Origin of the sequence: Paraburkholderia pallida (assembly GCF_004524855.1) — a bacterium.
GTDB lineage: Bacteria > Pseudomonadota > Gammaproteobacteria > Burkholderiales > Burkholderiaceae > Paraburkholderia > Paraburkholderia oxyphila.
The window spans coordinates 198,046-214,115 of sequence record NZ_CP038150.1; the positions used below are offsets into that span (position 1 = coordinate 198,046).

Genomic DNA, 16,070 nt, shown 5'->3' on the forward strand with positions numbered 1-16,070 from the left:
TCGGTCAATGCAGGTTCACAGCGGCATCAATGCATAGCCTTGCTGCTGCAGCGTCGTGATGGTGGTGAGCGCCGAGAGCGCGAGTGTGATGCGCGAATCGATCCAGTCGTAGGCGAAATGATGTTCTGCCACCGCCTGGCCGCAAACCGCTATCGTCACGCCGGCCTTTTTCAAGGCGTCGATCAACGGCAGATTGGGATTGGCCACGCCAAAGGCGGCGCGATAATGCGCGTCGTCGAGCGCGAGCGGGGTGGCCGCGCCGTAGGCGACGGCAACGAACTTCAGCTTGTCGAGCGGCACGCCCGCCGCAACATAGAGATTCACGGTGCGCGCCACGTGGTCCAGCGCGGGATCGACTTTGTCGGGCTGCGCAGGCGCCTGGGTCAATGCGAAGACGACCTTGTAGACCTGACCCGGCTGTGGCCTGAATGCACCGTTCGGGAGGTCATGCATTTTTCCGTAATGCTCGATGGTCGGCGTGGTCCAGAAGTTCGGGGCATCGGCGGGCGCGGCGCAGGCCGGGACGGCTGCGATGCCGACCAATGCAGCCGCAGCCCAAATCTTGAATTGAAGGACTGCGAAAGTTCTACGAGCAGGTGAGCGTGTCATAGTTGAAATCCGACGGAGAGGGAAGGTCGCTCGCACGTCGCCGATTCACGGCGCGGCTGCAGCGGTTCGGCCGATAACGTTCAGATTTGCCCCATTGCGTATTGCACGACGAGGCTGCTGACCGAAACGGCCACCCAAACGCCCAGTCCAAGGACGATCGGGCGTACGCCCGTGGCTGCCATCTGGCGCAGATTCGACGAAAGGCCAATCGCCGTCAACGCGAGAATGATCATGAATTCGGCCGCACAGTGAATGGCGGGCTGCGCGGCCTCGGGAATCACGCCGGCCGTCCGCAAGCCCGACGCAACCAGAAACCACAGGATGAACCATGGGAATATGCGTGCGAGCCGGAAGTTTCCGGCTCCCTTGCGCTTTGCGCGGCCCGCGGCGAGGAGCGCGAGCACGAGGCAGATGGGCATGATCAGCGTGGCCCGCGTGAGCTTGACGATCGTGGCGAAGTCGCCGGCCTCCTTGCTGTAGCTGTATCCGGCCGCCACCACAGAGGAGGTGTCGTTGATCGCCGTGCCCGCCCACATGCCAAAGCCGGCATTGGAGAGATGGAGCCAGTGGCCAAGCACGGGGAACAGGAGCACGGCGACAACGTTGAACAGAAAGATGGTGGAAATGGCAAACGCCGTCTCGTGAGCCTCGGGCTCGACGATCGGGGAGACCGCCGCGATGGCTGAGCCGCCGCAGATCGCGGTGCCAATGCCAATCAGCAAGGTGAGGCGATCGCCCACGCCGAGCAGGCGGCCGACGATCCACGCGGCGAGTGCGGCGGTCGTGACCGTGACGGTCGTGACGGCCAGCGAATCGAGCCCGGTGTGGGCAACCTGAGCCAGGCTGAGCCCCGCGCCAAGCGCAATGATCGACCATTGCAGAACGTGCTTCGCGGCAAAGCGGATGCCCGGTTCAAACGATGCGCCAGGCGCAAACAGATGGCGCGCGAGTATCCCGAAGACAATGCCGAACACCGGGCCGCCGATCAACGGGACATCGCGGCCGGCCAGCAATGCAGCGATTGCAATACCGGTGGTGAGGACGAGGCCGGCCCAGGGCCTGGGGCGATCGGGTAAGAGCGCAATGGCGGGGGTTTGGGTAGACATGGCCGAATCGAGTGAATGGATAGGCCAAGTCTAGAGACCTCACAACGATCGGAAAAATCGTTATGTTTGATGATATATATCGAACTGCCTTATGATTTCATCCCGCTTACGATGGGGGATTCGCAGGTATTGACGCTTGCGCGGGAAAAGCGGCTTCTTCAAGCCGGCTTCTTGACCTCGGTATCGCGAGGCGCGAGTTCGTGACCTTCACGGGTCCGGGGAGACATGAAAAGCAGCGGTTTGCCCGTTGCCTTGTCGATCAGCGACGAGTGCTGCTCGCCGCGCGCGAACAGGTGGCGCTCGCCCCACTGCTGAAGCGCGACGATCACCGGAAACAGCGTTTCCCCTTTGGCCGTCAATACGTACTCCTGATAGGCCGTGCCATCCGATGCCGGGCGCGTTTCAAGGATGCCCTCTTCGACGAGACTGGCCAGGCGTCCGGACAGAATGTTGCGCGCCACGCCCAGATTGCGCTGGATGTCGCCGAAGCGGTAAATCCCGTCGAAGACATCGCGCAGGATCAAGAGCGACCACCGGTCGCCAATCACGTCTACCGAGCGCGCGACGGGGCAGGTCTCCTTGTTGGTCGATTTTTGGCGTGTCATGGCAATTCCTCTTGACGAGATCCCCGGACGAAAAGTGGCGTCTCGTGTAGTTGCATTTTAAAACTAGTCCGCCTATGATTCAATCAGTTTCATTTTGCAACTAGGTTGGATGCCATGGATACGGAACCCATAGAGCTTGCTTTGTCTGTCGAACCTGGCGAGGTGATCTCACGAGTGGACATGCCGGGCGGCCTCGTCTTGCTGTTCGCGGCTGCCAGCGGCATGAGCGTCGCCAACGTGTATTACGCGCAACCGCTGCTCGATGCGCTGGCACATGATTTTGGCATTGGCCGTGCCGCCGTCGGAGGCGTCATCACGGCTACGCAGGCCGGTTGCGCATTGGCGTTGCTGCTGCTCGTGCCCTTGGGCGACAGGGTGGAGCGGCGCCGCCTGATGATCGCGCAACTGCTGGCGCTGGTTGGCGCGCTGGCCGTGGTGAGCCTCGCGCGGTCCGTGCCGGTATTGCTCGCCGGCATGCTGGCTGTTGGCATGTTGGGCACGGCGATGACACAGGGGCTGATCGCCTATGCGGCCGCTGCCGCCGCGCCGCATGAGCGGGGGCGCGTGGTCGGCGCGGCGGGCAGCGGCGTGTTCATCGGCCTCTTGCTGTCGCGCGTGTTCGCGGGCGGCGTAAGCGACTTGTTCGGCTGGCGCGGTGTCTACGTCTGTTCCGCTGCCATCATGCTGGCGTTTGCCGTGCCGTTATGGCGGCGGCTGCCGCGCCTTGCTAGCGCGCCCAGCGCGCTCAGCTATCCGAGCCTGATTGTCACGATGCTGGCGCTGTTACGCGCGGACCGCGTGCTGCAAATCCGTGGCATGCTCGCGCTACTGATGTTCGCGACCTTCAACATCTTCTGGAGCGCGCTGGTGCTGCCGTTGAGCGCGCCGCCTTACCATTTTTCTCACACCGCGATTGGTGCTTTCGGGCTGGCCGGTGCGGTGGGTGCGCTCGCCGCGGCGCGCGCCGGGCGATGGGCCGACCGGGGCTGGAGTCAACGCACCAGTGCTGCCGCGCTGGCGGCGTTGTTGCTGGCCTGGTGGCCGCTGTCAATGCTCGAGCACTCACTGTGGGCGTTGCTGCCCGGTATCGTGCTGCTCGATCTGGGTGGCCAGGCCCTGCACGTGACCAATCAAAGCCTGATTTTTCGCAGTAGCGCGCACATGCATAGCCGGTTGGTCAGCCTCTATATGCTTTTCTACGCAGTGGGGAGCGGGCTCGGCGCGATTGGCACGACGCTCATCTACGCCAGGGCTGGATGGCACGGGGTGTGTGTGCTGGGTGCAACGACCAGTTTGTTAGCGCTGGCGTTCTGGGCCGTCACCGTGCGGAGCATGTCGAATGCGGACGCGCACGTGACGTCCGGGTGGAAAGCTGAAACGGGAGGCGTGAATGGATGAATTGACCTTGCTGGCCGATGCCGATGCGCGCGGCCTGCGCTACCTGGAAGGGAACGCCACCCGGCGGGTTTTCCCGTCCGACGAGGCGATCGCGGCGCTCGATGCGCTCGACGAGCGGCTGCCCGCGCACGGCTTGCCGGCTGAGCAAACGCTCGAGTTGCTCGATCGCATTGGATCGCCGGCCACCACGGCGTCCAACGGACCACGCTATTTCGGTTTCGTGATCGGCGCTGCGCTGCCTGCCGCGGCCGCTGTGGAACGGCTCATGCTCGCGTGGGACCAGTGTGCGTCGACGTTCGACAATTCGCCGGTCTCAGCCACGGTGGAGCGCGTCGCGGGGCGCTGGGTGCTCGACGCCCTCGATCTGCCGCGCGAGAGCGCAGTGGGGTTCGGCACGAGCGCGACGGCCTGCACGCTCGGCGCGCTTGCGTCCGCACGGCGCGCGCTGCTGGCGCGCCAGGGCTGGGATTTCGACCGTCAGGGGTTGATTGGCGCGCCCGAAATCAAGGTCGTGGTCTCCGAACTGGTTCACATCACGGTGAAAAAGGCGCTGCGCATACTGGGCTTCGGATTGGACCGAATCGTCTACGCCCCGGTCGACGCCCAGGGCCGTGTGGATCCCGCACGGCTGCCGCTGCTCGATGAGCGCACGATCCTCTGCCTGCAGGCGGGAGAAGTGAATACCGGCGCATTCGATCCCTTCGCGCAGATCATCCCCCGCGCGCGGCAGGCGGGCGCCTGGGTGCATGTCGATGGCGCCTTCGGGCTGTGGGCGCGTGCGTCGTCGCTGGTTGCGTTGACGGCGGGCATCGAAGAGGCCGATAGCTGGACGACCGATGCGCACAAGTGGCTGAACACACCATACGACTGCGCGATGGTCATTTGCCGCAATGCACAAGCGCTGGCGGAGGCGATGAACAGTGACGCCGCCTATATGTCCGCGAGCGCGGACGCGCAGAAGAACCTGACGCTGGAGTTTTCGCGCCGTGCCCGCGGGATTCCTGTCTGGGCGGCGCTGCGCACGCTGGGGCGTGCTGGCGTGGCGGAGCTGGTCGAGCGGCACCACGCTTGCGCACAGTGGATAGGGCGGGCACTCGCGCGCCTCGGCTTCGAGGTGCTCAACCCTGTGGTGCTCAACCAGGTCTTGTTTCGCTGTGCTACGGATGAGCAGACGCTAGCGCTGCGCGGCGCAGTGCAGGCCTCCGGTGAGACGTGGTTCGGCGGCACGACGTGGCAGGGCCGGCCCGCGCTGCGGATCAGCGTTTCGTCATGGCGTACTCAGGTTGAGGACGTGCAGGCGCTCGTGCAACTGCTCGCGAGGCTGCGCGAGACGAAAGAGGAGGGCTGACGGGCCGAAGCGGGCAGCATGATCGCAGCGTCACAGCGCTTTGCTGCACCGCACCGTCGCTCGAACCTTGCATGCCTCTAAAGTTTGCGTGTCCGTTGCCGTCAATCAGGGCATGGCGTGCGAATATCCGAAACCTCCCGAGAACCAATCGATCTGGGCCGAAGCGCGGGCACTGGAGGCCAGCATTCGTGCGATCAGGCGGGCGCAGGGCAAGAAGAATCCCGAGGATTTTCCGCCGCGCAGCCCCGAATGCCTGGCCGCCATGAACGAATTCGTGCGCGATGTCTGCCGCGCGCTCGAAATCGATCCCGACACGCTCGGCGACGCTGACGACGACGCCGACGACCTGTACGGCGCAGGCGCGGCCGGATAGCGCCCGGCGCGGCGGGCGCGGCCGGCGCGATTACGCGCGCGCCGGCGTGCCGCTTTCTACTTCCGCGAGACGCTCGACCGCTGCGGGCGTCAATCCCAACTCGCTCTTCAACGCGGCCCAGCCGTCCGGCGTGACCTGAACGGCGCGCGAGGATGGCGTGCGCCGCAACCAGCCCCGGGCGCACAGCACGGTCAGGAACCGCACGCCAAGCGGGCCGGCAAGGTGATGCTGGCGCTCGGTCCAGTCGAGGCATTGCCGTGCGATGCCGTGGCGACCCGGCTTGAGCGTCGCCACATCGAGCCCGAGATTGCCGAACCAGGCCGCGCCGGCTGAGGTCACATCGAGCCTGCGCTCGTCGCCCAGCGCGAGATAGCCGCGCTCCATCAGGCATTGCGTCACGGCCACGCCAATCTGACCGGCGAGGTGATCGTAGCAACAGCGGGCGAAGCGCAGCTTTTGCGCTTCGCCGCCCAATGGCTTGCGGCGGACGCTGCGGCTCGCGCTGATGGCCGCCAGGCCTTCGAGCACCTCCGCCACGCGCGGGTCCGCGAGCCGGTAATAGCGGTGACGCCCTTCCTTTTCGACCGCGAGCAGGCCGCCGTCCAGCAGCTTCGCGAGGTGGCTGCTGGCCGTCTGCGCGGTCACGCCCGCGGCAAACGCGAGTTCGCCGGCCGGCCGTGCGCGGCCGTCGGCCAGCGCCATCAGCATGGCGGCGCGCGCGGCGTCGGCGATCAGAAATGCGGTGGAAGACAGATTGGGTGAAAGGTTCATCGTAGCCCCCGGAACTCGACGCCAGCATATCGCCAATCGGCGCGCGCATGCTTCGACAGGCATCGAAGCATCGGTCCACGGCGATCTTCGATACTGGTGACGGTCAGCCAGGTCGACCGACCATCGCAAAGGGAGCCCGCGTGTGGACAAGCGCATGAAGAGCCGGATGAACGGCGGCATCGACAACCGCAGTGACAAACGCAATAGCAATAGCAACCGCATCGTCGGCACCGCGCAGCAACGCTGGGTGCTGCTGGCAACGTGCCTGAGCTACGTGATCGTCATTCTGGACACGTCCATCGTGAATCTCGCGCTCGAGCGCATTGGGCTCGATCTGGCGGGCAGTGTGTCGGGCTTGCAGTGGGTCCTGAACGCCTACACGCTGACTTTCGCGAGCCTCCTGTTGACGGGCGGCACGCTCGGTGACCGGCTTGGCGCGCGCAATGTCTATATCGCCGGCCTTGCCTGCTTCACGGTGGCGTCGGCGCTGTGCGCCTGCGCGCCCGGCCTGCCGATGCTGATAGCGGCGCGCAGCTTGCAAGGTGGGGGCGCCGCGCTGCTGGTGCCCGCTTCCATGACGCTCATCAGCCATACGTGGACGGGCTCGCGCGAACGCGCAGCGGTGTTCGGCTTGTGGGCGGGGCTGGGCGGCATTGCGATGGCGTCGGGGCCGCTGCTCGGCGGCATTCTCGTCGGTTTCACAGGCTGGCGCAGCATTTTTCTGGCGAACGTGCCGATCTGCTTGGCGGCCGTGGTCCTGACCTTGCGTGTGGGGCACGCCGCCCCCTTCGCAAGGGACGGGGCCGCTGCGCGCAAGTTCGATTTCGCGGGCCAGGCTGCGGGCATTGCGGCACTGGGGCTGCTCAACGTGCTCGTCATCGACGTACCCGCGTACGGCTGGCAGCCGCCGCTTGCCGCCGGCGCGCTCGCGGCGGGCGTGATCTTCGTCGTCATTGAAACGGTGCGTGCGCAACCGATGCTGCCGATGAACCTGTTTCGCCAGCCAGTCTTTGCAGGAGGGGTTTTCGTGTCGATGGTCTCGGCGTTCACGTTCTACGGACTGCTTTTCGAACTGAGCCTGCTGTTGCAGCGGCAACAGGGTTATACGCCGATGCAGGCGGGCCTCGCGTTCCTGCCGCTGACGCTGCCGGTTCCGGTGGGGAGTCTGCTCTCGAAGCGCGCGCTCGGCTGGCTCGGGGCGAAGCGCCTCGTGACCGGCGCCTGCCTGCTGTCCGCCGCGGGATTTCTCGGTCTTGCGGGCGTTGGCGCGGCGGCCCCGTATGCGCTGCTCGCGCTGCCATTGCCGGCGATCGGCCTGGCCGCGAGCCTGATCACGCCGGCGACGACGGCCACGCTCATGTCGGCGGTGGAGGATCGCCGCGCCGGCATTGCGGCGGGCGTGCTGAACGCGGCACGCCAGGTTGGCGCGGCGCTTGGCGTGGCGTGGTGCGGAACGCTGCTTTCCACGAGTCACGCGATTGCACGGGGCATGCACATGAGCGCCATGGTGGCCGGCGCGCTATCGATCGCGGCCGCGGTGGTCTGGTGGCATGGGGCCGCCGAACGGGCGGCAGCGCGTCAATCAATGGGCCGGCGTGTCAACGATTGACCTGCCACGCGCTCAGACGCCATTGGACGTTTCGACCAGCAGGCCCATGTCCTTCACTTCGATCTTGCCGTAGCGCAGTTCGATGACACCCATTTTCGCCAACCCCTGCAGCTCCTTGTTGAGGGTCGTGCGGCTGACGCCGAGCATCATGGCGATGTTGTCCTGCGACGTGCCGATGACCGGATGATCGCTCCTCGACTGCGTGAGGTCGCCACGGGCAAGCATGAGCAGACGGCGCGCGACCCGCGTGCGCGTGCTTCGCAATGCGATGTCGGCGAGCAGCCCGAACACGCCCAGCAGCCGTCTTGCCTCCATCACGGCGATGGCCTGCGCGAAGGCGGCGTTCTGCATCATCGCTTCAAAGTCCTCCGCACTGACCACCACCAGCTCGGTATCTTCCATTGCCACGGTTGTCGTAGTCCGCGGGTGCCGTGCCAGCAGCATCACCTCGCCGAACCAGTTGCCGGGCTCGATGATGGTCAGAATCGCCTCGTTGCCATCGGGGTGAATCACGAAGAACTTGATCGCCCCTTTGGCGACGCCAAAAAAACCGTCCCGTGATTCCTTGAATGAATCGCCTTGCCGGAACAGCACTTCGCCCTGCGCGAGGCGCAGCGGCCGGGCACAGGCCAGCAGCGCGTCGGCTACCTCTCTGGGCAGACTTCCAAACCACGGATTGTCGAAAAAGACTTGCATGGTGAACAGGTATCGGTATTAGCCCTGAATCGACAAGATTTGAACAGTCTTATCGGTTTGACTTCAGCATCATGCAGTGACCGGGCCACACACGCAAGCCGTTGCGCACGCCCGCACTTCACCACCGATCCATTTCCAACCTGGCCCATATCGTATGCCTCAGAAAATGACCTGGTTGCTGATTGCCGTCGCCATAGCCGGATTCGCCATGGCCGAAATCATCAGCAAACGCTATCGCGACACCGTCCATGCCACCAGCAACGACACCAAGCTCGAGCTACTGATGTCCCTGAGCTTGCTGGTGTTCACGCAGCCGCTCATCGTGCTGGTGACCGATGCGCTCTGCCAGCGTTTCGCGCCTCACCTTCGCAATGCCTGGTCCACGCTCCCCTGGTGGGCAATGGTCGCCATCCTCCTCGTGGGCGACGACATGATGCAGTACTGGTGGCACCGAATCTCGCATTCCGCGCTGCTTTGGCCGCTGCATCGCGCCCATCACTCCGCGTCTTATATGAGCATCCGCATCACGTACCGGAACAACTTTTTCTACTACCTGATGATGCCGGGCCTATGGGTTGGCGCGGTGACGCTGTACCTGGGCTTCGGTACCGTCTACGCCGCCTATGTCGTCGTCAAGCTCGCGGTCATTCTGGGCGCGCACTGCGCCTGGGCGTGGGATGCGCCGCTATACCGGATCCGTGCGTTGCACCCGCTCATGTGGATCGTCGAGCGCACGATCTCCACGCCGGCCACGCATCGCGCGCATCACGCGATCACCAATGTGGATGGCATCGGCCACTACAAGGGCAATTTCGGCAATCTGCTGTTTTTCTGGGACGTACTGTTTGGCACTGCTCATATTACGCGGCAGTACCCTGCGGAAGTGGGCTTGCGCGACGATCAGTTGTTCGGGGCGGAGCGCTGGAATCACCAGATGTTCTATCCGCTGTGTCAGTCCAGCCGCGAATACAGCGCGCTGAAATTCGGCGGCCAGATCTATAGCGACGAATCAGCCGTCGAGATGTCGCTTGACGGGGCTGCGGACTCCACCCGCTGAGCCACGCACGCAAGCATCGACGCAGGAATCACTACTTGTCCAAAGAGAGTTGGAGTTTGCATGAGCAAGGTACTGGAAGGAAAGCGCATTGTCGTGACCGGTGGCTTCGGTGCGCTCGGCATCGCAGTCGGGAACGTGCTGGAAGAGGCAGGTGCGAAGGTCGCGCTCGTCGATAAAGCATCAGAGCCAACCGGTTTGAAGGAGGGCGTAGCGAGCTGGGGCGGCGTCGATCTAACCAATGCCGCCGCAACGAGAGCGTGTTTGACAGCGGTGGCCGAGCGGCTGGACGGGCTCGATGGCCTCGTCAACGTCGCGGGTGGCTTCGTCTGGGAAACGGTCGAAGGCGGCGATGTCGAAACCTGGGACCGCATGTATGCGCTCAACGTGCGCAGCGCGCTGTCCGCTTCGCAGGCCGCGCTGCCGCACCTGCTGCAGCGCGGCGCCGGGCGCATCGTCAACGTGGGCGCGCTCGCGGCCAGCCAGGCGCGCACCGGGATGGGGGCCTATGCGGCGTCGAAAGCGGGCGTCGCACGGCTGACCGAAGCGATGGCCGAGGAGTTCAAGGACCGCGGCATCACGGTCAATGCCGTGCTTCCCAGCATCATCGACACGGCCGCCAACCGCGCCGCCATGCCGGACGAAGACGCGACTCGCTGGGTAGACGCCGCGGCACTCGCGCGCGTGATCGTCTTTCTGCAGTCGGAGGCCGCATCGCCCATTACGGGCGCGCTCATTCCCGTCAGGGGACGCGTCTGATAGTCCACTAAAAGCGGTATAGAGACATAGGAGACATGCATGCGTTTGTTCGTTACGGGCGTTCTCGGAAGTTCACTCGTTCTTGCCGCCGGCAATGCCGCCGCGGCGGATTCGAGCGTCATGTTGTACGGCGTGGCCGATACGTTTATGCAGTACCTCGACAACGGGGGCGCGCACGCCTTTTCGGAACGAAGCGGCGGGTCGAGCGGCTCGTTGTTCGGCTTGAAGGGAACGGAAGATCTGGGCGGCGGACTCGCGGCCCAATTCGATCTCGAAGGAGGCTACAACATCAACAATGGCACGCTGTTCGCCGATACGACGTCGCTTTTCTATCGTCAGGCGTGGGTCGGGCTGACCAGCGAGAGATTCGGCTCGCTCACGTTTGGCCGCCAGTACGTGCCGAGCTTCAGAGTCCTGTATCCGACCGATCCATTTCGCCTGAATGAAGTGTTGTCTCCGATGTCGGCCAACGTGCTGGCGGTCGACCGCAATACCTTATCGACACAATCCGGAAATGGGCGCGCAAGCAATTCGATCCTCTATCAATCGCCCAATTTGAATGGTGTGCAGCTATACGGCATGTACGCGTTTTCGGCCACGGTCACGCAACCCACGCCATCGACGGGCGGCAACATGTTGAACGTGGGGGCGAGTTATACGGGCTACGGACTGTACGCAGGCATGTCCTACGTCAATCAACATTCTGGAGAGCAAACCATTGCGGGATTGCCCGGCCCGCTGAGTCTGCTGGGAACGGAGCATTTCATCGGGGCTCTCGCCTACCGGATCGGGATCGTGAACCTGCAGTTCAACTACACCTACCAGCGCGCGGACAGTCCACCCGCCCGATCGCTGGCGGCGCTGCTCGGGACCTTCCATTCCAGCAGCACGGCCGAGCTGGGCGCCACGATCCAGGCCAGCTCGGCCGACGTGATCGAAATCGCGTTCACCGAGCGGGACGTGCGCGGCGTGCACGACAACGCACCGGGCGTCGAGGTGGGCGTCGATCACTCGCTGTCGAAGCGGACGAGCCTCTATGCGCGCGCCGGCTATATCAAGAACAACGGCAGCTCGACAGTTAGCTGGCCGGGCATCACCGTTAGCGCGCCGGGCACCAAACAGATTCTGGCCGGGATAGGCATGACCCACCGGTTCTGAGTGGCGACGTGGGGCATGCCCACGGCGAGCGCGGCAATGCGCGACCAGAGCGAAGCGAATAGCGCTTGTCATTGCGGCTGCCACGGCGCCGCGATGACGGCTGTGGCCGTCACGGGCGTGTGGCTTCCACCGCCGTCAACGAAGCGGTATTGGCTCGGCGAAACGTCGAACGTCGCTGGCGCGGCAAGGAGGCCCGCCACATTGCCCAGACTCCCAACGGGCCACACATGATGGTCCGATGGACGAGCGGGGGCTAAACAGCCTCCGCTCGAAAACCTGCTGTTTCCAGAGGTTTTCTGCTCGAGCAACTACAGCGGACTACCCGGCTGCACGGCACACGGGCTTAGTGCCCATGCGCCTCGCGAAATCCGGCGTCCTGGTCGAGTTGCTGAGCGGGGGTGTCGACGTGGAATCCTGCTGAGACTAAATACAGGACGCCAGCGAAAGGCCAGGAAAAGGTGGCCAGCGAGAAGCAAAGCCAGCATGCATCCTGTGGCGAGTACGCCTGGAGTGCCCAGACAAGGCACGCAGCTGGCAACAGTAGCAGACACAGCGCCGACCGATTCAGAAAAGCGGCGACCCTTGCATTCTTTAGCGTCTCAGCTTGCATGCCTGGCTCCATAGGGAATGGCACTGAGACATAGAGTCGCACGGCGACCGTTGCACGAACACTCGGTAGATTCCCTTACAAACGCCCATCCGAATGGCGTTCATGCTCGAACATTCGAATGGTGAGCAGACCTGCACACTTCCGGCAGAGCGGCACGGGTGAAGGGACGGCGGCTGGCCGTATGCCGGACGCATCCCGGGATCAGTACAGGCCCTGATTTTTTCTGCAGATCCGATCGCCAATCAAACCCACTGTTTGTCGCGAGCCCGTATTTTCGGCATGTTTCCGTTATTGCGGCGCACCATCTCATCGACTGGGCCTTTGCTGCGCGTGCGCTGATTCAAGCAGTCGCGTGTGTTGCCGTGAATCGGTGTCATCTGGTCGCCCACTGATTTTCACTTATTAAAAATAGACAGGAATACGAATGTTGTGTGGGCAACGTATTAATTGAGTACGATGAAGCCCACGATTTTGCGGCGTTTTGGGGCGGGACCGCGCTCACGACCATCGCCGATTTGCCGCGAAACAGGGACGTTACAGATCCGTCACGCCCGGCGACCCGCCGATTGATCTTCACGGCGAAGTAGTCCATATTCAAGATGCATATTTCGACCACGACTCAACGATTCACGGTGTCCGACACCGTTTTTCACGACGTCGCCATCTGCTGCAATACGCCTTGAGGCAGCGGCAGCCGATCCAAACCATCGAAGCCGTAGCATTTCCAATGCGCAATGAACCTGGCCAAGGCAGCTCGGGCCCGCAGCAGTGTTCCAGTTGTGGGGCGCCGCTCAAAGGGCCATTGAATTTCTGTCCCCACTGCGGCACGAGCCAGCTGGGCGCATCGTCTCGCGAGGCGATGAGGGCCGCTCGTCCCTACGAGGACCACGGGGCGCGCCACGGACGTCTGTACCTTTACGCGTTCGGCTGTGTGGCCGCATGCGTGTTTTTTGTCAGCGCTTATGTGCACTCGCATCATCATGCGCGGGAAATGGCGGCGGAACCCCAGGTTGCCCAAGGGGCCGTGCTCGGGACGCAAAAAGAACCGGTGATGCTAGCGGTGAAGGAGCCCGCAAACGCAGTGGCGGACGCGTCCGCTCACGACGCCGAGCCGCCCGGGCCCATGCCGACTCCGGTGGCCGTACCCATGCCGCCGCCCGAGACCGTGCCGCCTCCTGTGACCGAGGCCGTGGCGGCGCCTCCGCGCACGGAAGCGGCCCAGCAGGACGCCGCATCGTTCCAGAGTCTGCGTGACGAACAGGCTGCTGGCATGAAGCGCGAGGTGAACGCGCACGCCGACGTCGCGCGCAATCTTGCCATTGCGCGAGTCAGTCTCGACAAGAACAATCTCGGCCCGGCCCGCAGGTCCATCATGACCGCGCTGACCGAACAGCCCGGCAACGGGGCGGCGCGGCAAATGCATGCCGAACTGGTCTCCCGCGAGCAGGAGCGCGACGCGCTGCTTGGCTACGCACGCCTGTGCGCGCGCCAGGCGGATTGGGTTTGCGCGTGGCAGAACGCGGGCCATGCGCTGACCATCGACGCGTCGAACAGCGAAGCGAGGAACCTGCTCTCGCACGCCATGGCCGAGCAGAACGCAAGAGGTGAAAAGGCGTTCGATCCGAGCCTGGATCCCCAGTAGCTGCTTTCCCCGCGAGCCCGATCGATTCAAGCCGCCTTCAATGGTCAGGTGATTGGCGCGCGCTCTCTGATATTCAAGTTGATTGGCAATGCTTAATAAATGGTGCCGCGCCCAGCCGAACGAATGAGTTCTGTCAAGCAGCGGATTGGGTTCCGTGTCTTGATCTGGCACTGCCACGGTCTCATGGTATTTTCCCGACGCGGACCTGCGATACGATACGTCTTCGCCGCGACAGCGCGATTGATGCCTTAATAAAAGGCTTCAATAATTTTTCAATTTACTTTCGTTTTCAGGGCGTCGTTTCGAACATCCTGATTCATCGTCCTTTTCCACCAGGCCCGATCTCATGCTCAGCCCCCTCGCGTTATTCGGGATCTTGGTCGTGTCCTGCACGATGAGCGTGGCCATCCTGGGTTCGCTGCGCCGCACCGCGGTGCCGGGCGTAGTCCGCTGGTGCGCGGCCTATGCGCTCCTGGCCGTGGCTTCGTCGGCGGTGTTGTTCGCCGGCGACCGGCCGCGTCCGTTGGCGATCGTCTGCATTTCGTTCATCACGATCGTGGCGGTGGCGGTGCTGCTGCAGGGCACGCGCCAGTTCTTCGGCATGCAGCCCACGCGGCGCGCCGAGTCCGCCGCATTCGCCGCTGCCTTCGCCGCGATGGTGTACTTCACGTGCGTCTTGCCGAGCATCGAGGCGAGGGTCGTTTGCCTGTCCGTCGTGCTGGCCTACGGACGGATCGCCGTGGGGACCCTGGCGCTGCGTCACGCGCGGCATGCGGGTGCACGCTATGCTGCGCGATTCGTCGCGGTGTCGGCCTGGCTCGGCGCATTGAGCCACCTTGCGCGGGCCGGCGCGGTGGTCTTCGGCCTCGTGCCGCCGGTCACGTTCGTGCAGCCGTCGCCGTGGAACATCGTGTTGCTCGGCCTCGCGATCGTCTCGTCGCCATGCATGTCGATCGGCATGGTCATGCTGGCGCACGATCAATTGGTCCGAAGAATGGAACGGCTCGCGACGATCGACGAACTCACGGGCGCGCTCATGCGCCGCGCGTTCATGGAGAAAGCGGGGGCCCGGCTTGCCGAAGCGCGGGAGACCGGCACGGCGCTCTCCATCGCCATTCTCGACATCGACAATTTCAAGTCCATCAACGACAGCTTCGGCCACGCCGTTGGTGACCGGACGCTGACGCATTTCGGCTCGGTGGTGCTGGGCCAGATGCGCGGCTGCGATCTGTTCGGGCGTCTGGGCGGCGAGGAGTTCGCGATTCTTTTCGCTGGCACGCGAAAGAGCGACGCGGCGGCGTTGACGAACGCGCTGCGGCTCGCGCTGGAGCGCGTGCCCGACGACGGCGTGCGCTGCACGTTCAGCGCCGGCGTCGAGCGGATCACGCCGGCGGACACGCTGGAAGGCGCGATGGCGCGCGCCGACGCGGCGCTTTACCTGGCGAAGGCGATGGGGCGCAACCGCGTCGTCACGGCTTCGGAAGTCGATGTGCCCGGTATCGCGGCGCCGCGCTAAAGCCGTGCCAATGCAGCGATGACCGCGGGGCCGGTCATTTGAAAACGCCCGTGCGCTGCGTGGCTTCCGGATGCTGCCGCGTCTCGCGCAGCGAAAGCGGGTGCCACAGACGCGCTCCGCCTTCGATACCGCGCTCGTTCGGCACGGTCGCCACGTCAGGCGGCAGGTCGAAAGTGAGCCGCGCCGCGTTGCCGCCGCCAATCCACAACTTGTCGTAGTGCACGAGCGATTCGAGAATGCCGATGACTTTCTCGACGCGCCGGTTCCAGCGTTTGTTGCCGACCTTGCGGCGCGCCGCATCGCCGATATATTCGTCGTACGCGTGCTTTTTGCTGACCGGATGATGGGCGAGTTCGAGGTGCGGCATCAATTCGCCGTCGCGGAACATCGCCGTGCCCGCGCCCGTGCCGAGCGTCAGGACGAATTCGAGGCCCTTTCCCTCGATGGCGGCGAAGCCCTGCATTTCCGCATCGTTGATCAGGCGCACCGAAGGGTTGCCGAGGCGCTCGCCGAGCATCTGCGCGAGCGGCACGTTGCTCCAGCCTTCCACGCCGAGATGCGGCGCCGTGAGCACGTGGTTGTCGCGCACGAAGCCAGGAAAGCCGATCGACACATGGGTGGGCGGATACTGCTCGACCAGCGGCTTGACGAGCGCATCGAGCGTGTCGACGAGCAAGTCAGGCGGGCACGGATGCGGCGTCTGAACGCGCACGCGATCGGTGCGCATGGCGCCGTTCGCGTCGATGATCGCGGCCTTCAGCCCAGTGCCGCCTATGTCGATGGCGAGAATGTTCTCGATGCGGCGTGCTGCGGGCG

Annotated in this window: 15 protein-coding genes; 9 read left to right on the forward strand and 6 right to left on the reverse strand. The window is 64.2% G+C overall.

Annotated features, from left to right (window positions below):
* Positions 1–15 precede the first annotated feature (15 nt).
* The 3 genes from E1956_RS27590 to E1956_RS27600 form a co-directional block, all read right to left on the reverse strand.
* A complete protein-coding gene (locus E1956_RS27590) occupies positions 16–543 on the reverse strand; it encodes a DsrE family protein (RefSeq protein WP_197732951.1) in 528 nt (175 codons plus the stop codon).
* A 146-nt stretch (positions 544–689) separates the two neighbouring features.
* Complete coding sequence (locus tag E1956_RS27595; protein ID WP_134755215.1) at positions 690–1,715, reverse strand: YeiH family protein; 1,026 nt, start codon at positions 1,713–1,715, stop codon at positions 690–692.
* Positions 1,716–1,873: 158 nt separating this feature from the next.
* Complete coding sequence (locus E1956_RS27600) at positions 1,874–2,320, reverse strand: winged helix-turn-helix transcriptional regulator (RefSeq protein WP_134755217.1); 447 nt, start codon at positions 2,318–2,320, stop codon at positions 1,874–1,876.
* 180 nt (positions 2,321–2,500) lie between these two features.
* On the opposite strand from E1956_RS27600, the gene E1956_RS27605 reads away from it, so the two are divergent.
* Genes E1956_RS27605 through E1956_RS27615 form a run of 3 tightly spaced genes read left to right on the forward strand, consistent with a single transcriptional unit; the run spans position 2,501 to position 5,439 of the window.
* Positions 2,501–3,718 (forward strand): MFS transporter, encoded by a 1,218-nt coding sequence (locus E1956_RS27605; protein ID WP_134757841.1) that lies wholly within the window; start codon positions 2,501–2,503, stop codon positions 3,716–3,718.
* Positions 3,711–5,066, forward strand: coding sequence for a pyridoxal phosphate-dependent decarboxylase family protein (locus E1956_RS27610; protein WP_134755219.1), 1,356 nt, complete (start codon positions 3,711–3,713; stop codon positions 5,064–5,066). The genes E1956_RS27605 and E1956_RS27610 overlap by 8 nt, the downstream gene beginning before the upstream one ends.
* Before the next feature lie 40 nt (positions 5,067–5,106).
* A complete protein-coding gene (locus E1956_RS27615) occupies positions 5,107–5,439 on the forward strand; it encodes a hypothetical protein (RefSeq protein WP_232072029.1) in 333 nt (110 codons plus the stop codon).
* A gap of 30 nt (positions 5,440–5,469) precedes the next feature.
* Here the strand turns inward: E1956_RS27615 and E1956_RS27620 are convergent, their stop codons facing one another.
* Positions 5,470–6,210, reverse strand: a complete 741-nt coding sequence (locus tag E1956_RS27620) for an ArsR/SmtB family transcription factor (protein WP_134755221.1) — start codon at positions 6,208–6,210, stop codon at positions 5,470–5,472.
* Between the two features lie 154 nt (positions 6,211–6,364).
* Here E1956_RS27620 and E1956_RS27625 point away from each other — a divergent pair, with 154 nt between their 5' ends.
* Complete coding sequence (locus tag E1956_RS27625; RefSeq protein ID WP_232072031.1) at positions 6,365–7,819, forward strand: MFS transporter; 1,455 nt, start codon at positions 6,365–6,367, stop codon at positions 7,817–7,819.
* A 12-nt stretch (positions 7,820–7,831) separates the two neighbouring features.
* On the opposite strand, the gene E1956_RS27630 is transcribed toward E1956_RS27625, so the two are convergent.
* Positions 7,832–8,515: a Crp/Fnr family transcriptional regulator gene (locus tag E1956_RS27630; RefSeq protein WP_134755223.1), complete on the reverse strand. Its 684-nt coding sequence runs from the start codon at positions 8,513–8,515 to the stop codon at positions 7,832–7,834.
* A 154-nt stretch (positions 8,516–8,669) separates the two neighbouring features.
* On the opposite strand from E1956_RS27630, the gene E1956_RS27635 reads away from it, so the two are divergent.
* The 5 genes from E1956_RS27635 to E1956_RS27660 all read left to right on the forward strand — a co-directional run bounded on the left by E1956_RS27635 (position 8,670) and on the right by E1956_RS27660 (position 15,254).
* Positions 8,670–9,572, forward strand: a complete 903-nt coding sequence (locus E1956_RS27635; RefSeq protein WP_134757847.1) for a sterol desaturase family protein — start codon at positions 8,670–8,672, stop codon at positions 9,570–9,572.
* Between the two features lie 60 nt (positions 9,573–9,632).
* The gene (locus E1956_RS27640) at positions 9,633–10,328 is read left to right on the forward strand and encodes an SDR family NAD(P)-dependent oxidoreductase (protein WP_134755225.1); all 696 of its coding nucleotides are present in this window, start codon (positions 9,633–9,635) and stop codon (positions 10,326–10,328) included.
* 39 nt (positions 10,329–10,367) lie between these two features.
* The gene (locus E1956_RS27645) at positions 10,368–11,486 is read left to right on the forward strand and encodes a porin (protein WP_134755227.1); all 1,119 of its coding nucleotides are present in this window, start codon (positions 10,368–10,370) and stop codon (positions 11,484–11,486) included.
* Between the two features lie 1,469 nt (positions 11,487–12,955).
* Positions 12,956–13,738 carry a hypothetical protein gene (locus E1956_RS27655; RefSeq protein WP_134755231.1) on the forward strand — a complete coding sequence of 261 codons (783 nt, stop codon included), beginning with the start codon at positions 12,956–12,958 and terminating at the stop codon, positions 13,736–13,738.
* Positions 13,739–14,120: 382 nt separating this feature from the next.
* A complete protein-coding gene (locus E1956_RS27660) occupies positions 14,121–15,254 on the forward strand; it encodes a GGDEF domain-containing protein (RefSeq protein ID WP_232072033.1) in 1,134 nt (377 codons plus the stop codon).
* A gap of 34 nt (positions 15,255–15,288) precedes the next feature.
* Here the strand turns inward: E1956_RS27660 and E1956_RS27665 are convergent, their stop codons facing one another.
* Positions 15,289–16,053, reverse strand: coding sequence for an ROK family protein (locus E1956_RS27665; protein WP_232072182.1), 765 nt, complete (start codon positions 16,051–16,053; stop codon positions 15,289–15,291).
* Positions 16,054–16,070: the final 17 nt, after the last annotated feature.